The following is a 22549-nucleotide window of genomic DNA, read 5'->3' as shown; positions in this document are numbered from 1 at the left end:
ACGCAACTGTTCTAGTAAATTATACATAAATTGAAAAAGGCCGTCAACCAAAGTTTACAATTTCCTTAAAATAAATCCGGAAGCAGCCTCGATACTCCGGACAGTAAATCGTTTTCAAGACTGACGTGCTATGCTACACTAAGGTTATTATTGAACCGAAATGAGGTTATCATATGTCAGCAATTAAAGTCTTTATTTTATCAGATTCCATTGGTGAGACGGCGCATAACGTGGCACTCGCCGCAGCGGCCCAATTTTCAGACTATGAAATTCGTTATCAACGTTTTCCATTTGTCCGGACCGACTCGCTACTACAAACGGTGCTCGCCCAAGCACTCAAGGAACATGCAGCTATCTTCCACACCTTCGTGGACCGGCGCTTGAGCCAAGTCGTTAACCACTACTGCGAAGCACATGACTTGCCCTACTATGACGTCATCACGCCCGCGCTAGACACGTTCTCACAAATCACACACGTTCAGCCGTCAAATCATCCTGGGACGGTCCACGCGCTCAACACGAATTATTTTGACCGGATCAACGCGATTGAATTTGCCGTGACCTATGATGATGGTAAGAATCCGAGTGGCTTTCTGGAAGCCGACGTGGTCTTATTAGGGGTCTCACGGACTTCTAAGACGCCACTATCATTATACTTGGCCAACCGAAACTTAAAAGTTGCCAACTTACCGCTCGTGCCACAAGCCCAAATTCCCGACGAAATCTGGAAAGTGGATTCGAAGAAGATTTTTGGTTTGACTAACGATCCCGACAAATTAAATGATATTCGACGTCAGCGGATGGTCCAATACGGCTTGAATCCCGATACGATGTATTCCAATACCGATAAAATCAAAGCTGAATTGGACTACGCCGATAAAATCTTCAAAAAAATTGGTTGCCTCGTAATCAATGTTGCCAACAAGTCGATTGAAGAGACCGCTACCTTGATTACTGAAAGTCTAAACACTGATGGCACTGGTGAAAATTAGACTTGGTTAATACAAAACCGTTGCCTTCATCATTTGAAGGTAACGGTTTTTTCGTGCCATCAATTAAGCGGCACACCACGCTAAAGCAAGTCGACGCCACCATCAACATGTAAGACTTGGCCCGTCACAAACTGGTTCTGCATCAAATACACATAGGCGGAAGCGACTTCAGCTGGCGTGGCCACCCGTTTCAAAGGATTGCCCTGACTAGCCGCGGCAGTCTGAGCCGATAACTGGTCAGCCGATAATCCACGCCAAAGCCCGGTCGGCGTCCATGTTGGTGCCACGGCGTTAACGCGGTGGACTGGGCCCATCTCAACGGCTAACCCAGCCACCAGCGTATTGATGGCCTGATTCCCAACAATGGCGCCAGAAGCGTTATCCGGTCGACCACCCGCTCCAGAAGTCATGATGAGACTGCCATGTAGCGCCAAGTGCTTGCTAGCCAACTGGGCCAGTTGTAAATTTACGAAGAACTTGTCTTCAATCGTTTTACGAATTGCCGCGACTGAATTATCTAAGAAGCCGCCACCCATGGCCCCACCAAGCATGGAAACGATATGGTCAAACTGTGATTGTGCAGTGAAGAACGCCGTCAATTGGTCGTGATCCTGTGCATCCAAAGCAGTTCCTGTCACGCGGTCCGGTGCTGCCAACGTCGTACAAGCAGCTTGAACATGCTCAGCTGTATGCCCAATCAGATGAACTTGCGCACCCGCTTGCAGCGCTTGCCGCGCGATTTCTAATCCAAACCCAGACGTTCCGCCGACGATTAAGACGCGTTGTTTGTTAAGTGTCATGATTAATTTCCTCCTAAATGAAAATAAAAACGATAATCGCAATCGATTATCGTTCAATTCTGATTAATTAACGTTGTGCTTCAATATCTTCAATCAAATGGGCATTAAATTGGCCCGCCCGAAGCATCGCGATTTCATATTTATACGGCGGTAGCTGATGTTTCTTATCTTCACCGACATACGGTGTTTCCAAAATCTTGCTGACTGCTTCCAGTTGTGGATGATGGGCGACATAATTGAGCGTATCAAATCCGATCGTCCCCATCCCAATATTCGTATGGCGGTCTTTGTGCGCCCCTTGGGGATTTTTGGAATCATTCAAATGGACCACGCCCAGCCGGTCTAACCCGATGACGTGATCAAATTCATTCAAGACACCATCAAAGTCGTCCTTGATGGCATAGCCGGCATCACTCGTGTGACAAGTATCAAACGTTACCGATAATTTTTCATTATAAGTCACGCCATCGATCATTTGCGCCAACTCTTCAAACGTCCGACCAACCTCGGTTCCCTTACCAGCCATTGTTTCCAGCGCAATTTGTACGTGTTGTTCTGGCCGAATCACGGTGTTGAGTCCCTTAACGATTTGGGCGATGGCTGCGTCCGGTCCCGCGCCAATGTGGGCTCCGGGATGCAAGGTCAGTTGTGTCGCGCCAACCGCATCGGCCCGTTGAATTTCTTGGTAGAGAAATTCCGTCGCAAATTCAAAATAACCGGGTTTCTTCGTATTACCGAGATTAACAATGTACGGCGCGTGGACCACGATTTGCTGCAAATCATTGGCAGCAATCACCGGCTGTGCCTCGTCAATCTTCAACTCTTCAATTGGCTTACGCCGGGTGTTTTGCGGTGCACCCGTATAAATCATGAACGTGTTGGCCCCATAACTCACTGCTTCGTTGGCTGACCCCAGTAACATGTCGGGTGCCTTCATCGAAACGTGTGACCCTAATCTCAACATTTTCGGTCCCATCCTTTACGCTAGTTTGACGTTACTGGTCTACACCTGAACGTCGCATATACAATCATTATACACATTTTCCGCCACAAGCAGGAGCATCTGCGCTTAATTGCCCAAATCGATTCACTGTTCGTGCGTCGTGGTATGCGGATAAAAATAAGCCAATGTTCGCTCACCGGCATGCCCGTCATTGCGCGTGTTCCATAATTGGTTAAAATTAGTCAACTGCATCGGCTGTGCCGGCGCTGCCAAGACTTGGTTCAACTCGGCCATCGTCGTCACCATTGGCCCCGGCGCCCACTCCTTGAAATCCGCTTGTAAGCCAACTTCTCGTTCATAATGTTGCCAATCAAAGACATAAAAAATCATTTTTTGGCAATTTGGTAAGAGCGCATAGTCAAAAACGACCGATGAATAATCACTAATAAGGGTGCTTGCGACCGTCAACAATTCATCCGTACTAAATTCTGGAACCAACGTCACCTGGTCAGGAAAGCGGGCTTGCAAGTCGCGCTCCTGACTGGCGAGGTGCGGATGCAATTTGATAATCAGCCGTTGATTGGCCCGCAACTGCAATTGGTCAAAATCCGTTGGCAATGCAAATTGCACCCCCGCCCGATAAGTTGGCGCATACAAAATAACTTCCTGTTGTTTAAAATCTGGGTAACGCTGATAAATAGCCGCAGCCGTCTTCTGAACCCATTTTAACTGCCGATAACGGTCTGAACGCGGATACCCGAGCACCCGCATCCGTGCCATCGGGACATGGTAACTGTCCGCAAAGACTTGCCCCATCTTGTCCGCACCGACAACGTAATCGGTAATCTGATTATAGACGGCTTGAAACCGCCGTTGGTCGCCAGCCGAACGTTTGACCGTCTGCGGGTCGCCCCACCCAAAGGTCTTCACCGCCCCAGCCGCATGCCAGAGCTGGATCATGCGCTGATTTGGCCGTCTAGTCAGACCAGCGGTAAACGCATAGTAGTTATCCAGATAAATATCGGCTGCCCGGGTCAAAACGGGTACCCCGTGCAAGGCAAAGCCGATCGAGTCTTGAAACGGCTGCGTTGCGATGCCTTCCGCTGCCAACTGTTTAGCACCGGCTTGCGCACCCGGTAAATAATAGACCATCACCCGCTGTGGCAATCGATCGGCTAACTGTCGAATGAAGTCTAAATTATCGGCAAAGCTCATCAGATAGATCACCTGATCCGTTGATTTGAAGTGTGCCAACCATGAGACGATCCGCACTAACCAAATATAAATTATTTTTTTCACGCTTGTCTTCCCTTCATTGCCATGTCAATGCATACGATACGTTTCATTCATATTGCAGCTCACGTGAAGGACCAGTATTTAAGACGTGGGAGGTTAGCTTAAATCTGTGTCCTCACCGGCCATTGTCCAGAATACTTGTAAGCCGCTGTATGACGAACCTACAACTGCAGTTTTACGCTAACTCGCTTTGTTTCCAGTGGTTCTATGCTGGCTGCTTTGAACTAAAAAATTGGCATGCTTTGAACATGATTCGTGCTAAATAACAACTAGCACAATGCGTGTGTATTATATAACAAATTGTTATTTCCAAGCTAGTCCTTTGGGTCGGTTCGAATACCTGGTAACCATTGATAGCCGGCTGCTGGCACAAAAATTTACAATAAAAAAGCCGCGCCTTTAGACCGTAATAACTGCTAAATGCGCGGCGCTTAACTTCATCATAGCTGATAAGTCGTGTTGATACCCATGACTATGGTTTTGGCTCGTAAAAATGCCCCAAAATCTTGACAGTGTCGGAAATGCTGACAAAGGCGTGCGGATCAGATTCCGCCATCGCCGCCTTCAGCTCACCCATCTCATAACGCGTGATAACCGTAAAGAGAATCGTCTTATCATCGTGTTGATAAGCCCCTTCAGCGTTATGGACGATGGTCACCCCGCGACGAATGCGGTTTTGAACACTATCGATCACCGTTTTCGGTCGACTGGTAATAATCATCACCTGCATCTTTTGTTGACGAGTATAGGTCATGTCCATGACGCGGCCGTTGACAAACAAGCCCAATGCGGAGTAGAACGCGTATGGCCACCCGTAAACAAAGCCGGCCGCGATGACGATAATCGAGTTGAAGGCCATGTTGATGGTCCCGATGCTACGCCCAGTTTTGCGACGTAACACGATTCCAATAATATCTAGCCCACCGGTCGAAATCCCGTTTTTGAGCGCCGTCCCAGTCCCAAAACCGTTGACCGCACCCCCGAAAATCGCACAAATAATCGGGTCATGGGTTAAGCCAACTGGGACAATCAGTTTAATCATAATACTGGACAACGTTACGGCTAAGAACGTATATAGCGTGAATTTATGTCCAATTGAACGCCATGCGATAATGAACATCGGCACGTTCAAAATAAACAGTAATGCCGCGGTCGAGACCTGAATCGGAAGAAACTTAGTCATTAAACTATTGATTAATTGAGCCAACCCGGTAATCCCTGATGAATAAATATGCCCGGGCGTCCAGAAATAGTTCATGGCGATTGAAACTAAAATGGCGTAAATAAAAGCCGTCGACGCTTTGACCACGTCACGATGATGCTTGGATAACTGCTGAAAATCATCCATGAATAGTGTGCGCTCCTTTACGTTTTTGCTTCCGTTATTGTAACACGCCTAACCGCGGACGACCGGCCTTTTGCAGTATTCTGCTAGAAGTCTCACGTTTCTCAGTGAAATCACATTATCAAAGTCGACGCACGTTAAATCAACTTCTGATCATGTCCACTGACTGGGGGCCTCATTGCGCGTCAAAAGTCCCGTTTTGTCCGTAACTAATCCACTTTTGGTGCATCCGCCCATTGCTTGGCAATAAAATCAGCGCGGCCGCCTGCTTCTTGTTCGGCATACACGACCGGATTGTTTTTGTAAAAACGCTGGTGACGAGCTTCAGCCGGATAAAATGGCTGGGCGTCTTCAATACTAGTCACGATTGGCTTATCGAACCGTTCACTGGCTTGTAATGCCCGTTTAGACGCTTCCGCGATTTCGCGCTGCTCAGGACTATTGACGAAGATGACTGGCCGATAATTATCACCACGGTCTTGGAACTGGCCCATTGCATCCGTGGGGTCCGTTTGATGCCAATAAATGGTCACAAGGTCCGCATAACTGATAACTGCCGGATCAAAGGTAATTTTGACCGCTTCAGTATGCCCGGTCGTGTGTGATTTGACCTGCTCGTATGTCGGATTTTTCGTGTGTCCGCCGGTATAACCCGAGACGACACTTTCAATGCCAGGCTGACTGTCGAACGGTTGGACCATGCACCAAAAACATCCGCCCGCAAAAATTGCTGTTTCCATGAGAATCCCTCCAACTAAATATTAATATAAATCTAACACTAATCAAAAAGAACGTCCATTACTGAACGTCCTTTCCATCATGATTATTCAACTGAATCGTCGTCATCATCATCCGTCACAGGATGCATAATCGTCAAATCCAAGTCGGTCAATTGTTGATCAGCAACTCGTGCTGGTGCACTAGTCATTGGTTCGGAAGCTTTCGAGTTCTTAGGGAACGCGATCACTTCACGAATATTATCCTTACCAGCCAGCAGCATGGCGAACCGGTCTAAACCGATTGCCAAACCGCCATGAGGTGGGAAGCCCATGTCAAGCGCATCTAGTAGGAAGCCAAATTGTTCTTTGGCTCGTTCTGGCGTGAAGTCCAATGCCCGGAACATCTTTTCTTGAAGTTCACGAGTATGGATACGGATCGAGCCGCCACCTAATTCATAACCATTTAAAATAATGTCATATGATTGTGCGTGAGCTTGGTGTGGGTCTTCACCCTCATCTAAGTAGTGCACATCTTCTTCATTTGGCATCGTGAATGGATGGTGGGCTGGAACCCAGCGTTCGATTCCTTCATCATATTCGAACAATGGCCAGTCAACGACCCACAAGTAGGCGTATTGATTTTCGTCAATCAAATCAAGTTCCTTGGCGATGGCCTTCCGCAGATAGCCGAGCGTGTCAGAAACCACTTTGAAACTGTCCGCAGCAAATAGCAACAAGTCGCCCGCTTTGGCCCCGGCAGCAGTCGTAATCGCTTCAAAGTCCCCGTCATTCTTAAAGAACTTCGCCACTGGACCGCTGAAGCCGTCGTCAGTGACCTTCATCCAGGCTAAGCCCTTTGCGCCAAAGCGTTTGACATAGTCTGTATAGGCATCGATCTGCTTACGTGAATAATGGTCAGCCCCGCCAGGAACGGCAATCGCCTTGACCATACCACCATTTTCAAGTGCATTATCAAAGACCTTGAAACCAGCCTTAGCGACCGCTGTGCTCATGTCTTTTAATTCCATACCGAACCGCACGTCTGGCTTTTCAGAACCAAACCGGTCCATTGCTTCTTGCCAAGTGAGGCGGGTAAATGGCGTCTTGATGTCGATGCCTTTGACCTGCTTCATGACTTGTTTGATCAAGCCTTCGGTGTATGACTGGATCTCTTCAGCGCTCAAGAAAGACGTTTCCATATCGATCTGGGTGAATTCTGGTTGGCGGTCACCACGTAAGTCTTCGTCCCGGAAACAACGGGCAATTTGATAGTAGCGGTCAAAGCCGGCACCCATCAATAATTGCTTAAATAACTGGGGTGATTGTGGTAAGGCATAGAAATGGCCTTGGTGCACCCGTGATGGCACTAAGTAGTCCCGGGCCCCTTCAGGTGTTGACTTGGTCAAGAATGGCGTTTCAATGTCGTAAAAGCCATTGGCATCAAAGTAACTGTGCACCGCTTGGGTAATGCCATTACGAATCTTCAAGCTCCGTTGCATTTCAGGCCGGCGTAAGTCTAAGTAGCGATATTTCAACCGTAATTCATCCGACACATTGATGTCATCTTGAATATAAAATGGCGGTGTCTTGGCCTTGTTTAAAATCTTAGCATCGTGGACTTCAACTTCCACCTTACCTGATTTCATCCGGTCAGTCACAGCTTTGGCGTCCCGATTAACCACCGTTCCTTGGACTTCGATCACGTATTCGCCCCGTAATTCATCGGCAACTGCTAATGCATCCGCTGAGAATTCCTGACTGAACACTAATTGAACAATGCCTTCACGGTCCCGTAAATCAATAAAAATCAGATTACCAAGGTCACGCCGCTTTTGGACCCAACCTTGTAAGGTGACCGTTTGGCCTAAATAATCTTCATTAATAAGGCCTGCATATGTGGTTCGTTTCATAACATGCTTCCTCCTTCTTCTCTTTCGGCAAACTTGCCGTCCCTTATTACTTATCTAAAACTTGGTGAGCATCTTGATAAATATCGGCCATTGCAACCTTGGTCTCATCACCAGTTGCCATCGCCTTTAAATTAACGGCTTGTTCGGCTAATTCAGCTTCACCAACCGTCATCGTGTAACGGGCATTCAAGCGGTCAGCACTCTTAAACTGTGCTTTTGGCTTGCGGTCCAAGTAATCCCGTTCAGCCTTGTAGCCAGCGGCCCGTAACGCCTGAACGAGTTTCAAAGTCGTCGCGCTAGCTTCGTCGCCGATACCAACGACGTAAACATCAAGTTGGTCATCAGTTGGGACTTCAATGTTTTCGGCGTCCATCAACACTAACAGGCGTTCGACACCCAAACCAAAGCCAACACCTGAGACTTCAGGGCCACCGAGTTCCTTGACTAACCCGTTGTACCGGCCACCAGCACAAATCGTCGTGTAACCTTTGCCGAGTGCTTCGGAATGCGTCATGATTTCAAAAATCGTGTGGTTGTAATAATCCAACCCGCGGACCATCGTTGCGTCAATTTCGTATGGAATGTCGAGCGCATCCAAGTACGTCTTGGTCTGATCAAAGTGCTCCTGAGCTTCAGGCGTTAAATAATCTAGGATCGATGGCGCATCGGCCACGAACTGTTGATCTTCTGGTGCCTTACTATCCAGTACCCGCAATGGATTCTTGTGGAGCCGTTCCTTAGAATCATCACTCAATTCGTCAAAGTGTGGTTCCAAGTAATCGATCAGTGCTTGGCGGTAGTCATCACGCGTCTGTTGGTCTCCCAGCGTATTGATAACTAATTTTAAGTCGTTGAGGCCAAACTTCTTGAGCAAGTTGAATCCCATTGCGATTACTTCAACGTCTAGCGCGGCGCTTTCACTCCCAAAGGCTTCGACCCCGAGTTGATGGAATTCACGTAACCGACCAGATTGTGGCCGTTCATAGCGGAACATTGGTCCCATATAATAGACTTTATAAGGTTTTAAAACTTGTGGCCCATATAATTTGTTTTCGACAAATGCACGGACCACGCCGGCCGTACCTTCTGGCCGTAACGTAATGTGCCGATCACCCTTATCGTGAAAATCATACATTTCCTTAGTCACGATATCTGATGTGTCGCCAGCTGAACGTGAGAAGACTTCAAAGTTTTCAAACATTGGTGTGCGAATTTCTTTAAACTGATAAGTTTTGAAGACGGCGCGGGCCGTTGCTTCAACGTATTGCCATTTTTCACTATCGCCAGGCAAAATGTCGGCGGTGCCTTTAGGCCGTTGATATCTCATTAATTGGTTCCTCCATTTGATTGCAATCGACAAAAAAAGCGCCCTTGATTATTTACCAAGGGCGCAATTGCGCGGTACCACCTTTATTGAGTACTAATTGATAACGTCTGTAATCACAGGCGGAACGCTGCCGTTCACCTCAAAAGCGTCTCCTCATTGCTCACTATCCGGAATTCTCAGCACTACCGGTCTCTGGTTAAAGTGTGGCACAATGCTCTTACTTTCTCTGCGGTCGATTGATTAATATATGGTTAAAGTTACACGAAATTCGCTTAAAAGTCAACGACTCTCGTTAAATTTCTGCCAAGTTTTCGTCGCGTGCTGATTTTTTTGGTATACTATTTGCAGCACTTTAAATTGCAATTATCTTAAATTTAGTTGGTGACAATCCATGCAAGTTCTTAAACAATTTTGGCGTCAAATTACCGTGACCGTGATTTTTATTGGCCTGGTAATTGGATTCGTGATCTTACTAGCGACCAACAATACGGCCACCGTTAATATCGCGAACGTCAATATCCGGAATGGTCCCGGGATGAGTTATGCCATCGAAGATACCACGGCCAAAGGGACAAAAGTCCACATTATGAAACGCAAGAATAATTGGTTATACGTTCGCTACGCTGATCATAAATTTGGCTGGATCGCCAGCTGGCTCGTCAATGAACACAACAGTCAGTTAGCGAAGACCACTAAGATTTCGGACGCTACCATCGTTTTAGACCCCGGCCACGGTGGTTCCGATTCCGGCGCCCTCTCCAATAAGGGCAAGATGGAAAAAACGTATACGCTACGGGTCGCTAAAGCAGTGGCTAAAAAGCTACGGGCTGCTGGTGCCCACGTCGTCCTGACACGGGATAGTGATAAATACGTTGGACTCAGCGCACGTCCGGCCATCGCCAACAAGTTGCATGCGGATGCCTTCATTAGTTTCCACTTTGATAGTTCACCGGAAAAAAATACCGCATCTGGGATTACGACTTATTACTATCACAAGTCCACCTCGCTGGCATTAGCCAAGGCGTTAAATAGTAAAGTTGAAGGTCTGCCGCTCCCAAGTAAAGGGACTGAATTCGGTGACTTCTTAGTTATCCGTGATAACTCGCGACCATCCGTCTTGATGGAACTCGGCTATATCAATGATAAATCCGACTTCAAGACGATCAGTTCTAAGAAGTATCCACAAGAAGTCGCACACGCCGTCTATGCTGGTCTCAGTACTTACTTTGCAAACCAATAATCTTAGTCACAGTTAGTCACAGCTTGCCTTATAGACGTGACCAGCATTACTGCACACTTCAAGCCGCTTCAAGAATCCATGTTGATTCTTGAAGCGGCTTTTTAATGTTTCTCAATAGGACTTGGTACTAACAAATTGGTACTGTTGCCGAGGTCGTCTCTCTTTAAACGACACAACTAGTCCACTTCAATTGTGCTTCACAACCGACTGCGTTATAGTAATCATAAACAGACCATCAGCGAACGTGTTATGCTGATTGCGAATTAGCATTAAGAATGATTAAATCATGACAATTTCTAAGTTCAAGTGCTGTCAGCTGAGACCCGCTGGAAAAAGTGCGACTTAGCGTAAACTTGCTGTTGTGGAGACGTCCTAGGCCGGCTTCCAGGCATTCTGGGCAATGGCCGGAACACCTTCCTGCTGAAGTACTCGAAAGGCGGACATGTGCGGACCCAACCTTTTGTATGATTAGTCGTTGGTTCCATTGTACACGGTCATCTTGATATTTAAGTGTCAGACAGTTTGCTAATAATCGCTAAACTTTCTTACCCATATTTTAATGCTTCGGATACACGGCTTCATTGAACTTGTCAGGACTTTTGCTAGTCGTCTGAGATAACAAAGTCTTGAATTTTAAGCGGCGGCATTTTTATCGACTGATTTGGCTAGTTGCCATTGAAATTTGTGGCATTGAGATGAGTAAATAATATTCAGGCAATCGTCTCAATAATTAAACGCTATAAGTCTTTACCGATACCAACTAAAAGTTTGCCTGAAGGACCAGTCATCTAATAATCAGTGGTCAATTGTACCCAGATAGGCGGTCGTTCATCTGCCATTCGAGCGGGTTCCCGACCGGAGGGGCTGGCTGACAATGTTCAAGGGCGAAGTTCTTCTTGTCCGGGCGGGTTTCCCGGGCTAGAAGAAGACTCGTATTTGAAATTGCGCAGTGATCTTCTGCGTGAGTTCAAATCGATGTCCGCCCTGTTCCAGCGTTGTCAGCCAGCCCCGGAGGTCGGACTAAGACAATCACCGGCAGACGAACAACAATCTGCCCAATCGGCACGTTTCAATCATGATTCATGACAAATAATTAGCATGATATGTTCAGCTTGAGCTTTGTTAGGAGGTTCTTTTGATGCAATTAACAACAAAATGGTTAGCGCAACTGCCCGTGTCCGAGATCACCCGCGCCATTCCAGTCAGTGGTGGTGATATTAACGCCGCGTTTCGAATCGAGACGGCGGACCAGTCGTATTTTTTGAAGGTCCAACCACAGCGCGATGAACGCTTTTTTGCCCATGAAATCGCTGGGTTACGTTTACTAGGTGCTGTCATCACCACCCCACAAGTGATTGCCACCGGGACGATTGACGATGATGGCTACCTATTGCTCAGTTGGTTAGACTCTGGTACTGGTAGTCAGTACGCCCTCGGTCAAGCCGTTGCGGCCGTTCACCAGCAGCATCAAGCACAATTTGGTCTCGACCATGACTTTACATTCGGAAAGCTCCCCAAAATTAATCATTGGCAGTCCGATTGGGCCACTTTTTACACGGAACAACGCTTAGATGTATTAGTCAAGTTGGCTTCACAGAACCACTTGTGGTCTACAAATCGTGAACACCATTATCAACGGCTCCGCCAAGAACTACTAGCAGACCCTTACATGCATCAAGTTCAGCCGAGCCTATTACACGGTGATTTATGGTCCGGCAATTATCTGTTTACGTCGACAGGCACCCCGGCGTTGATTGACCCAGATGTCTTTTATGGTGACCGTGAGATAGATCTCGCAATGACGACCATTTTCGGTGGTTTCGACGAAGATTTTTATCGTGGCTATCAAGCGGCCTATCCATTAGCCCCCGGTAGTCAGCAGCAACTGCCACGCTACCAGCTGTACTACTTGCTCGCACACCTCAACTTGTTTGGTGAGACCTATGGACCGGCCGTGGACCATATCCTAGACCAATACTAGCTGCAGTGTAATTCAAGTTGCCTAGACTGCCATCACCGTCAACCGGCATGAGCATCATTTCAACACGAAAAGCCCCGTTACTAGCACCACATGTTAAATGTCGCTAGTAACGAGGCTTTTATATTGTCTTATTCAACTGATCTACAAAATAGGCACAAATTAGCGGACCAGTGGTAACAGTTCATTCAAATCAGTGACTTGAACCTCAGGCGTACTAGTCACATGGATCAGCCGGTCAATATCAAACAAGTAGCCGGCAATGCCAGCGTTGTGGCCCGCATCAATATCCAAGTTACGGTCACCTACCATGACTGCTTGTCGGCGGTCAACTTGGTGCCTATCTAATAAATAATTCAATGCAGCGGGATCTGGTTTGCGTGGAAAGGGCTGCGCGGCAGTGACGGCATCCGTAAAATACTGCGCCAATCCTGCTTCTTGTAGGTAAACTTGGGCCTGTTCATTCCGATGAGTCATCAAATAGTTATGACCACCAACTGCGACGACGCGTTCCAGGACTGCCTGAGCACCATCAAACGCAGCTGGATGTTGTTGCAATTGCGGTTCAAAACGTTGATAACCCGCCCGCAGTTCATGCCAGTCCCAGCCATATTGCTTGGCAACGGTCCGTTCAGCATAACCGACGGACTGTTGCCGCATTAATTGATAAGTTGCTTCAGCGGTAATCGTGCCCCCTAATTCAGTCACTGCCCGTTGAAAGGCTTTGACCATTGCCGGGTACGTATCCAGCAAAGTTCCGTCTAAGTCCCATAAAAATTCGCGCATGATTCTCCTCCTAAAATTAGTTGGGTGACGCAAAAAGCCGAAAGTACCGTAATTGGTCTTTCAGCTTAATGGTTAGCGTTGGTCCGTATCGTAACAAATCGTCACGGGACCATCATTCGTTAATGACACTTGCATATCAGCACCGAATTCCCCAGTTGCCACTTGAACCCCGCCGGCAGCAAGTTGTTGATTGAATGTATCATACAATTTGCTAGCAGTATCAGGATCACCAACATCCGTAAAACTCGGGCGATTGCCGTGGCGCGTGTCCGCATAGAGCGTAAATTGCGAAATCGATAAAATGGCACCACCAACTTGTTGGACATTTAGGTTCAGTTTACCCGCATCATCACTAAAAATCCGCAAGTTCAAAATTTTGTGGGTCAGATAGTCGAGTTCGGCTTGGCCGTCACCATCTTCAAATCCCACTAATAGCACTAGACCGTGGTCAATGACCCCTTTAACCTGGCCATCAATCGTGACTTGAGCTTGTCGTGCGCGTTGAACAACTACTCGCATTGTAACCTCCTAAAACATCTTCCGTTCGACGACGTAAACATCTTGAACGTTTTTCAGACTATCCACGATTCGTTGCAAGTGCTCGAGATTTCGAACGCCCAACGAAACGCTAATAATCACCATCTTGTTATGGTCAACTTTCCCATTGACGTTCGTTAAGAACTTGGTGTGATTATTGATAACCTTCAAAACATCGTTCAACATGCCATTGCGGTTATAGCCTTGAATTTCGAGGTCGGAATTATAATTAGTCCGATCACCCTCAGGATTCTCCCATTCCACGTCAATCAAGCGCTCACCATTTGCTTCGGCACTCTTGACGTTTGGACAGTCGACCCGGTGAACGGAGACCCCACGGCCCTTGGTAATATAACCGACGATATCATCACCCGGGATTGGCGAACAACAGTGGCTCAGGCGAACCAGCAAGTTGTCGACACCCTGGATAATGACCCCGCCTGAAGAAGAAACTTTTTGACGTTTACGTTCTTGTTTTTCCTGTTCTTCATGCTGCTGGTCTTTCGACTTCTTCTTAGTCGAAGATTCGGTTGAATCAGCCAGAATCGCTTCTTCTCGTTCGCGTTGGCGGGTTGCTTCCCGCTCTTTGCGCACGTCACTCGTTAACCGATTGGCGATTCCCACAGGTTGAATGTCCCCAAAACCAAGGGCGGCAAATAAGTCGTCTTCACCTGAATAATGCATTTTCTGTGCGACCGCGGTCATCTTTTCCTTGGTCATAACTTCTTTCGGGTTGAATTCTAAATCACGTAGCTGCTTTTCGAGCATCTCGCGACCTGAAATAATATTTTCTTCCCGATCAGCATTCCGGAAGAATTGCTTGATTTTATTACGGGCCCGGCGCGTATAAACTAACTTCTGCCAGTCACGACTAGGACCAGTCGAACTAGTCGACGTTAAAATATCAACAATGTCACCGTTCTTGATCTGATAATCCAACGGCACGATTTTACCATTGACCTTGGCACCAGTCGTATGATTGCCGACTTCGGTGTGAATCGAATAAGCCATATCGAGTGGTCCAGCACCCTTTGGTAATTCAGTCACATCACCCTTAGGCGTAAACGCGTAGACCCGGTCACTGAAGAGGTCGCCTTTGACGCCTTCCATAAAGTCGGCGGCGTCCTTACTTTCGTCCTGTAATTCGATAATTTCCTTAACCAGGTTCAACTTGTTACCAGATTGTGTTTCTTGAACCTCGTCACGCTTACCTTCCTTATAAGCCCAGTGTGCCGCAACCCCATATTCAGCCACACGGTGCATTTCAAAGGTCCGGATTTGGATTTCCAACGGTTTGCCTTCTGGACCGACAACTGTCGTATGCAACGATTGGTACATGTTGGCTTTTGGCATCGCAATGTAGTCCTTAAAACGACCAGGCATGGGTTTCCACTGCGTATGAATCGCACCAAGCACCGCATAACAGTCCTTGATGGAATCAACGACCACCCGAATCGCCAACAAATCATAAAGTTGACTAAATTGCTTGTGCTTGTCACGCATCTTTTTATAAATCGAATAGATATGCTTCGGCCGGCCATAAATCTCCGCCTCAGGCAATTCCAAGTCATGGAGCGCCTTTTGAATATCCTGAATGGCGATCTCAATGTATTTTTCGCGGTCTTCGCGCCGTGAATTCATCAGATGAACGATTCGATAGTACTGTTGGGGGTTCAAGTATCTTAAGGAAATATCTTCTAGTTCCCATTTAATCGTACTAATCCCTAAGCGGTCTGCGATTGGCGCGTAAATTTCCAAGGTTTCATTGGCGATTCGCCGCTGCTTATCAGGACGTAAATGTTGCAATGTCCGCATATTGTGTAACCGGTCTGCCAATTTGACGATCATCACACGAATATCCTTGGACATCGCAAGCAACAGTTTCCGGTGATTTTCAGCCAGCTGTTCCTTATTCGACTTGTAACGAATCTTACCAAGCTTCGTGACGCCATCGACAATCACGGCAACATCATGGCCAAACAATTCCTCGACGTCACCTAATGTTACACCGGTGTCTTCAACGACATCGTGCAAGAAACCCGATGCCACCGTTTCCGGATCCATTTTTAACTCGGCTAAAATTCCAGCAACCTGAATCGGGTGCATAATATACGGCTCACCTGATTGGCGATACTGATCCTTATGCACGTAGGTTGCAAAATCACACGCACGTTTAACCAGTGCCACGTGATCACTATTCATATACTCTTGGACCATGTCCAGGACATCCTGAGCAGTCCATGTAGGCTGTTTGGGCATTTTATCACCACGACTTCCACAAAGATTCTATTTGATAAAAGGCACGCGAGGTTCCCACCCAACGTGCCTTGACAACCGTTTTAACGCAAACTCGCGCGGGGACCAGTCAACCCGTATGCTAAGTAGGATATGCCTAAATCAACTAATGCTAAATAATAGACATAGGTTGGGAAAAACAAGTACAGCCCAACAAAGCAGCCGACTGGAAATAACCAGACGAGCCAACCAGTCCGTGCGGTACGGCGAATTTGCCAACCCACCATGGCAGCTAACAGGAAATCGACGACAAAGAGTAGCCAAACGATTTGATGAAAACGACTGACACTTAAGAGTTTCAGTAACCATGGTAATACGATTCCAACGACAAGCGCAATCAGCCAATACTGGCCATTAAACTTACGAAACTTTTCCGTCAAACTAACTCCCTCGCTTACGCTTTATTGCCAAATGACTATGATTATTAATTGTACACCACCGACCATAAAATTACACTAGTTCGCACCAAAAAGAAACACTACTTAACAAGTAAAGTGGCGCAGTTTCGGCACGCATGATCCGTGGTCCTAATCCAACTGGGGTCACCCCGGCCGCTTCTAACTGCGCAACTTCTTGCGGTGCTAGGCCACCTTCAGGCCCAAAAATCGCCAGTAATCGCTGCGGTGCCGCCATATGCTTCAAAGTTTGGACCAGCTGGCTACTTTCACCCTGCTTGGCGGACTCTTCCCAGGCAACAACGCCCTGGTCATAAGTCACGTGGGCCAGCACGCTCGTTAGGTCAGCTTCATATTGAACAGTCGGGATCATGGTTCGATGCGATTGTTCAGCCGCACCCTGGGCAATTTTCGCCAGCCGGGCTAATTTGCGTTCGCGTTTATTCGGCGCCCACTTGGCAACCGTCCACAAACTATCAAAAAACACGAAGGCGCTCGCGCCGAGCTCAGTTCCCCGTTGCACGATCTGCTCGGGTTTATCACCCTTCGACAGGCCACAGGCAATCGTGACTGGTACCGGTAATTCAACCTGAGGCGTTGTCACTGCGGTAATCTTAGCGACCGCCGTTTGGCCAGTGGTACTTTGCAACGTCGCAATCACGACTTGATGTGCGTCAGTCACAAATTCAGCCGCGTCGCCGGGTTGTGCCCGCATGACTTTAACCCAATGCTTGACCGTATCGCCGTCAATCGTGAAGGTCTGACCAACGCGCGCGTCGATTGGGGCGTTTAAAAAATATCGTTGCATGTCCAGTCCTCGCTAATCTTCATCCGTTGGCAGATAAGCCACAATACCGTGCCAGTCGCCCATCTGCGTGTGTTGTGCAATTTGGAAACCAGCATCCGTCAACGCTGTTAGGACCGTTTGGAACTTATCATCAATAATTCCAGAGGTAATGAAATAACCGCCCCGTTTTAAGTTCTGACGAGCTTGTGGCACCAGTGGAATGATGATTTCAGCTAAAATATTTGCGACAATAATATCTGCTTGTGTGTCGATGCCAGCCAACAAGTCATTGGCGGCAACCTTCACGTCTTTGGCAACTGGATTCAAATCAAGATTGGTTTGTGCAGAAGCAACGGCGACGTCATCTAAGTCATAAGCTTCGACAGCGCCGACTCCCATGGCCTTGGCCGCGATGCTTAACACGCCAGAACCCGTACCGACATCAATCAAGTGCTCACCACCGTTAATGACGGTCTCTAGGGCTTGCAGGCAGAGCTTAGTGGTCGGATGAGTCCCCGTCCCAAACGCCCGACCAGGATCGAGCCGTAAGACGAGTTCGCCGGATTGTGCAGGTTGATAGTCTTCCCAGCTCGGCACGATCGTCAAATACCGAGTCACCCGTACAGGATGGTAATATTTTTTCCACGCCGTTGCCCAGTCTTCATCAGACAGCGCCGTCATACTTACCTCGTTGGGAGCCGGATTTAGACCAAAATCGCTCAACTGGCTCACGCGTTGTTTGATCGTTGGCAGAATTTCAGGCACGAACACCGTCTCGGGATAATAGGCCGAAACCTGTGCGCCGCTGGTGACGTGGGGAATGGTATCCAGGTCGATAATTTCACCATACCGATCGGGTTTTAAATTCTGATAATCCAAAGCGTCATCAATTTTGACACCACTGGCTCCAACTTCCATCAAAATATTCGAAACCGCCTCAACGGCTTCGTTGGAAGTACTAACGGTTACTTCAGTCCATTTCATAAATGACGTGCTCCTTTTGTGTGATTTCATTTTAGTGAATTACGGTGATGCGCTTTAGGTTGAATATTTGCACACTTTGCGACTAATTTTGAATTAAAGGCAATGGCGCGCCTGTTTTGATTACTTTGGCGAGAGCGTCTGGATGTCCCAGAAAATAGATTTGATTGCATCGCACAAACTTCAGCTCAAGCCACAATCTTGGGTCACTCACTCAAACGGCCAAGACTCCCTAAACAGCCGCATTTCCCATCAGCAACAATTATATAACAAGCACAAACCGTTTGACAATCGGGCTTACTGCCAGCCATGGGTGTGTGAGTCAATCGTTTTCCGGCCAATTTTAGACACAAACGGATTGCCAGCAACGTAGAACCGCAACGGCGCACTGGTCCATTCCGCCTTATTAACGATGCCAATTCGGGGTGTCTTAATAATTTGACGTGGCTGCCGGACCTGGTCTAAATCTAGCGAGAGCGTCGCCTTTTGCAACGGCTGACCGTTCAACGTTTTATCCAAACCGAGTGCCTGCATCAATTTCCCTGGTCCGTTGGTCAAATTAGCCAGTGGAACGGGCCGATTGTGTTGCATCTGCTCGACGCCGCTAGCTGGTTCAATTCCCCGTATCAGCACACATTCGGGCGTGCCAGTTGCTTGGGTCACGAGATTCAGCAAATACAACGCGCGCATTTGATAAATGTAAATCGTCCCTGCTGGTTGCCAAAGCGCACGGTTACGGGCCGTTTGGCGATTTTGATAAGCGTGTGCCCCGGCATCGTTGGCGCCCAAATACGCCTCAGTCTCGGTAATCCACGCCGTTAACGGTCCACTCGCGGTTTGCAGACGCAACTGCTTACCGAGTAAAGAGACCGCGATTTCAGTCGTTGGCCGCGAACTTAAAAAAGATTGCATCCGATTTGTCATCATCATTAATTGCGGGGACACGCTATCGGTTAAGCTGGACCTGCATGACCTGGTTGGCCAGTCGCAAACCAGCGACATGGGTGGTCTCCCGTCGTTCTCCTTTCCAGTAAATATTGGCCTTTATATCGAAAACGGGGCTGGTGCTAAATTACACCAGTCCCGTCTTCAAGTTAACTTAGTCATCATTCGTGGCTTTTTTCGTTAAATGCTTGTTCAAATACTTGATCATATCCGCTTCGTGCTTAAAAATTCGTGGATGCTTTTGTTTATGCAGACGGACGGCGATCTCGTTAATCTTAACGCGCCCAGTCCAAGTATGGCTGTACTTAACGACCACCCGATTATTACGATGATCCTTACCGAATTTCAACACGTAAACGCTGTCTGGCACCATCAGCGGTCTAATATATGTTTTATCGTAGTCATAATGTATTGATCGCAGAAACTGTTTCGTGCGTTTTAACATGTCGTCGATCTCTCCTTCACAACGTGAAATTGATTAAATAATAAATTAATTAATTAATTGTCGCTACGTTTTATTTCTAACCTTAATTATAGCAGACTTTAAACAGACAGTGTATCAATTTGCGGTTGGTTTGGCAAGAAAACCGCCTAAAATCCTAATATTTTCTCAAAGCGTGGTCGCTTGGTTTTCGGTGCTTCAGGGATATGGTAAAATATTAATAAATCAGTCAGGTTATCAATATTGAGGGGGATTTACTGATGGTACTAATTGAAAGAATTTATCGGCGCGGGCACGAACCGTTGACCAGTGTCGACCAAATCGAAAAATTTGAAACCAGCGACGGCTACGTGACACCTAACGAAGTGTTAGCACGCGAAATTGGTGCGGATAGCGAGAACTGTTTCTATAAAAATCAAGAAGGCAAACGTAAAAAAGTCGTCGCCACTAAAGATGATCAAGGTGTCTGGCATATGCAAACCATCGGGACAACCGATCCGACCACAGACGGTCTATTACAGTTGCCACACATGCAAGATATTTGGGGTTAGCGTTATTTGCTAATTAAATCGAACATTTGGATTAGCCGCTGGCAGGTTTTGGACTGCTGGCGGTTTTTGTTTGTGTTCGTGATGCCTCCCTGCCAAATTTCACGAATTTTTCTTCTGATTTTGCCTCAGTCTTCATAACAAATTAACTCGTAGTATGCGTAACCCCCGATAAATAATAGACATTTATTCTGCTTATGTCTATTTCGCCAAACAATCCAGTCTCAATGTTGGCAAATCCCCAAAATAAAAGAGCTCCGCCGCGGCGGAACCCTATCAGTTCGGCTTTTCTTCCTCGTCGGTTTTCAAAACTGCCATGAAGGCTTCTTGTGGGATTTCAACTTTCCCCACGGCTTTCATGCGTTTCTTACCGGCTTTTTGTTTCTCAAGTAACTTCATCCGCCGGGTGCGGTCACCACCATAGAGATGGGCGGTAACGTCCTTACGGTAAGCTTTGATGTTCGTCCGGGCAATCACCTTAGAGCCGATGGTTGCTTGTACTGGAATTTCAAAGTTTTGGCGTGGAATGATGGTTTTCAGCTTAGATGCGATTTCGCGACCACGTGCTGGCGCAAAGTCGCGGTGCGCGATAAAGCTTAACGCATCGACTTGGTCCCCGTTCAGTAAGATGTCGATTTTGACTAAGTCACTGGCACGGTAGCCATCCAAATCGTAATCTAACGAAGCGTAGCCACGAGTATTGGATTTCAACTTATCAAAGAAGTCAAAGATAATTTCCGATAGCGGAATGTGGTAGACCACGTTGACCCGGTTGCTATCCAGATATTCCATCGTATCAAATTCGCCCCGTTTGCGTTGGGCCAGTTCCATGACCGCACCAACATAATCGTTAGGCACCATGATCTGGGCTTTGACGTACGGTTCGCGAATTTCCTTGATGGCAGACGCTTCCGGCATTTCGGCAGGGTTTTCAACCTGTTTTTCTGTGCCATCCGTCATTAAGACGTGGTACGTTACGGAAGGCGCCGTCGTAATCAGTTCAAGGTTGAATTCCCGCTCGAGCCGTTCCTGAATCACATCCATGTGCAACAGTCCCAAGAAACCACAACGGAACCCGAAACCTAACGCTTGCGATGATTCAGCTTCAAATTCGAGTGCCGCATCATTTAATTTTAACTTTTCCAAGGCTTCGCGTAAGTCCGTAAACTTGGCGTTATCAGTTGGGTAAATCCCGGCGTACACCATTGGATTCATTTCCCGGTAACCGGCGAGCGGCTTTTCAGCTGGCCGTTTGGCATTCGTCACCGTATCCCCGACCCGGGTGTCTTGGATATCCTTGATACTGGCGGTAATGTAACCAACATCCCCGGCCATCAGATAATCGCGAGCTAATGGTTTGGGCGAGTTGACACCGACTTCAGTCACTTCGTATTCACTACCACTGTTCATCAAGCGAATCCGGTCACCAGGCCGAACAATACCTTCATGAATTCGAACGCTTAACACCACGCCACGGTAGTCGTCATACACTGAGTCAAAAACCAAGGCTTTCAACGGTGCGTCTAAATCACCCTGGGGCGCTGGAATTTTATGCACGATCTGTTCCAGTAAGTCTTCAATTCCGATCCCCGCTTTAGCTGAAGCCAAAACGGCATCTTCAGCATCGATTCCAATATCATCCTCAATTTCTTTACGGACCTTTTCCGGTTCCGCTGACGGCAAGTCAATCTTGTTGATGACTGGCACAATTTCTAAGTCATCATCAATGGCGAGGTAGACGTTAGCCAAGGTCTGAGCCTCGACCCCTTGCGCTGCGTCGACGACTAACACTGCGCCTTCGCAGGCCGCCAAACTTCGCGAAACTTCATACGTAAAATCGACGTGTCCTGGCGTATCGATTAGATGAAAGATATAAGTCTCCCCATCTTTAGCCTGGTAGTGCAATTCCACTGCATTTAATTTGATCGTAATCCCACGTTCACGTTCCAAGTCCATTGAATCCAGCACTTGGTCCTGCATTTCACGTTTGGAAATCGTATCCGTTAATTCCAAGATTCGGTCCGCCAACGTTGATTTGCCGTGATCAATATGGGCGACGATCGAAAAATTCCGAATATGTTGTTGTCGATCTTTCATTGTCGCTTTATCCATTGATTTTCCTACTTTCTTCCTAAGTCCTAATCCTATCAATTATACCAAGTTACCGACACAATCACAATTTTTCTATTGCCGTGACCGTCATCCACGACCGTTTGCGACGCTCACTGGCACCGTCAGTGCAAATCAGCCGCCATCCCAGCTACTGGTTTTACGACTGCTGTC

At 47.4% G+C, this 22549-nt stretch carries 20 protein-coding genes; 4 read left to right on the top strand and 16 right to left on the bottom strand.

Annotated features, from left to right (window positions below):
* Positions 1-173 precede the first annotated feature (173 nt).
* Positions 174-992 (top strand): pyruvate, water dikinase regulatory protein, encoded by an 819-nt coding sequence (locus KGF70_RS05745; protein WP_216767761.1) that lies wholly within the window; start codon positions 174-176, stop codon positions 990-992.
* 80 nt (positions 993-1072) lie between these two features.
* On the opposite strand, the gene KGF70_RS05740 is transcribed toward KGF70_RS05745, so the two are convergent.
* The 7 genes from KGF70_RS05740 to hisS all read right to left on the bottom strand — a co-directional run bounded on the left by KGF70_RS05740 (position 1073) and on the right by hisS (position 9332).
* The gene (locus KGF70_RS05740; protein ID WP_216767760.1) at positions 1073-1792 is read right to left on the bottom strand and encodes an SDR family oxidoreductase; all 720 of its coding nucleotides are present in this window, start codon (positions 1790-1792) and stop codon (positions 1073-1075) included.
* 67 nt (positions 1793-1859) lie between these two features.
* A complete protein-coding gene (locus tag KGF70_RS05735) occupies positions 1860-2756 on the bottom strand; it encodes a deoxyribonuclease IV (RefSeq protein WP_021336677.1) in 897 nt (298 codons plus the stop codon).
* A gap of 123 nt (positions 2757-2879) precedes the next feature.
* The gene (locus tag KGF70_RS05730) at positions 2880-4034 is read right to left on the bottom strand and encodes a CDP-glycerol glycerophosphotransferase family protein (protein ID WP_216767759.1); all 1155 of its coding nucleotides are present in this window, start codon (positions 4032-4034) and stop codon (positions 2880-2882) included.
* A gap of 469 nt (positions 4035-4503) precedes the next feature.
* Positions 4504-5379: a YitT family protein gene (locus KGF70_RS05725; RefSeq protein ID WP_216767758.1), complete on the bottom strand. Its 876-nt coding sequence runs from the start codon at positions 5377-5379 to the stop codon at positions 4504-4506.
* Positions 5380-5585: 206 nt separating this feature from the next.
* A complete protein-coding gene (gene msrA / locus KGF70_RS05720; RefSeq protein WP_050338519.1) occupies positions 5586-6116 on the bottom strand; it encodes a peptide-methionine (S)-S-oxide reductase MsrA in 531 nt (176 codons plus the stop codon).
* Between the two features lie 83 nt (positions 6117-6199).
* Positions 6200-8005 carry an aspartate--tRNA ligase gene (gene aspS, locus KGF70_RS05715; RefSeq protein ID WP_216767757.1) on the bottom strand — a complete coding sequence of 602 codons (1806 nt, stop codon included), beginning with the start codon at positions 8003-8005 and terminating at the stop codon, positions 6200-6202.
* 46 nt (positions 8006-8051) lie between these two features.
* Positions 8052-9332 (bottom strand): histidine--tRNA ligase, encoded by a 1281-nt coding sequence (hisS, locus tag KGF70_RS05710; protein ID WP_105920019.1) that lies wholly within the window; start codon positions 9330-9332, stop codon positions 8052-8054.
* A 391-nt stretch (positions 9333-9723) separates the two neighbouring features.
* Between hisS and KGF70_RS05705 the strand changes: the two genes are divergently transcribed.
* The gene (locus tag KGF70_RS05705; RefSeq protein ID WP_101873389.1) at positions 9724-10572 is read left to right on the top strand and encodes an N-acetylmuramoyl-L-alanine amidase; all 849 of its coding nucleotides are present in this window, start codon (positions 9724-9726) and stop codon (positions 10570-10572) included.
* Positions 10573-11710: 1138 nt separating this feature from the next.
* The gene (locus KGF70_RS05700) at positions 11711-12553 is read left to right on the top strand and encodes a fructosamine kinase family protein (RefSeq protein WP_216767756.1); all 843 of its coding nucleotides are present in this window, start codon (positions 11711-11713) and stop codon (positions 12551-12553) included.
* A gap of 159 nt (positions 12554-12712) precedes the next feature.
* On the opposite strand, the gene KGF70_RS05695 is transcribed toward KGF70_RS05700, so the two are convergent.
* The 8 genes from KGF70_RS05695 to KGF70_RS05660 form a co-directional block, all read right to left on the bottom strand.
* Positions 12713-13336: an HAD family hydrolase gene (locus KGF70_RS05695; RefSeq protein WP_120768788.1), complete on the bottom strand. Its 624-nt coding sequence runs from the start codon at positions 13334-13336 to the stop codon at positions 12713-12715.
* 72 nt (positions 13337-13408) lie between these two features.
* Positions 13409-13855, bottom strand: coding sequence for a D-aminoacyl-tRNA deacylase (gene dtd / locus KGF70_RS05690; RefSeq protein WP_216767755.1), 447 nt, complete (start codon positions 13853-13855; stop codon positions 13409-13411).
* A gap of 9 nt (positions 13856-13864) precedes the next feature.
* On the bottom strand, positions 13865-16132 hold the full coding sequence (locus KGF70_RS05685; RefSeq protein WP_050338512.1) for a bifunctional (p)ppGpp synthetase/guanosine-3',5'-bis(diphosphate) 3'-pyrophosphohydrolase: 2268 nt from the start codon (positions 16130-16132) through the stop codon (positions 13865-13867).
* Positions 16133-16212: 80 nt separating this feature from the next.
* On the bottom strand, positions 16213-16548 hold the full coding sequence (locus KGF70_RS05680; RefSeq protein WP_003638928.1) for a hypothetical protein: 336 nt from the start codon (positions 16546-16548) through the stop codon (positions 16213-16215).
* Positions 16549-16618: 70 nt separating this feature from the next.
* Entirely contained in the window at positions 16619-17371 is a 753-nt protein-coding gene (locus KGF70_RS05675; RefSeq protein ID WP_216767754.1) for a 16S rRNA (uracil(1498)-N(3))-methyltransferase, read from the bottom strand.
* A 12-nt stretch (positions 17372-17383) separates the two neighbouring features.
* A complete protein-coding gene (prmA, locus tag KGF70_RS05670) occupies positions 17384-18334 on the bottom strand; it encodes a 50S ribosomal protein L11 methyltransferase (RefSeq protein ID WP_216767753.1) in 951 nt (316 codons plus the stop codon).
* A 294-nt stretch (positions 18335-18628) separates the two neighbouring features.
* Entirely contained in the window at positions 18629-19243 is a 615-nt protein-coding gene (locus KGF70_RS05665; protein WP_216767752.1) for a DNA-3-methyladenine glycosylase, read from the bottom strand.
* A 187-nt stretch (positions 19244-19430) separates the two neighbouring features.
* Entirely contained in the window at positions 19431-19721 is a 291-nt protein-coding gene (locus KGF70_RS05660; protein ID WP_003638932.1) for a hypothetical protein, read from the bottom strand.
* Between the two features lie 257 nt (positions 19722-19978).
* Here KGF70_RS05660 and KGF70_RS05655 point away from each other — a divergent pair, with 257 nt between their 5' ends.
* Entirely contained in the window at positions 19979-20269 is a 291-nt protein-coding gene (locus KGF70_RS05655; protein WP_050338509.1) for a hypothetical protein, read from the top strand.
* A 273-nt stretch (positions 20270-20542) separates the two neighbouring features.
* Here the strand turns inward: KGF70_RS05655 and lepA are convergent, their stop codons facing one another.
* Positions 20543-22378 carry a translation elongation factor 4 gene (gene lepA / locus KGF70_RS05650; protein WP_003638935.1) on the bottom strand — a complete coding sequence of 612 codons (1836 nt, stop codon included), beginning with the start codon at positions 22376-22378 and terminating at the stop codon, positions 20543-20545.
* Positions 22379-22549: the final 171 nt, after the last annotated feature.

It is taken from the genome of Lactiplantibacillus sp. 7.2.4 (genome assembly GCF_018991185.1).
Lineage (GTDB): Bacteria > Bacillota > Bacilli > Lactobacillales > Lactobacillaceae > Lactiplantibacillus > Lactiplantibacillus pentosus.
Note: the sequence above shows the minus strand (reverse complement) of the source record. Positions and strands in the feature narration are given on the sequence as shown.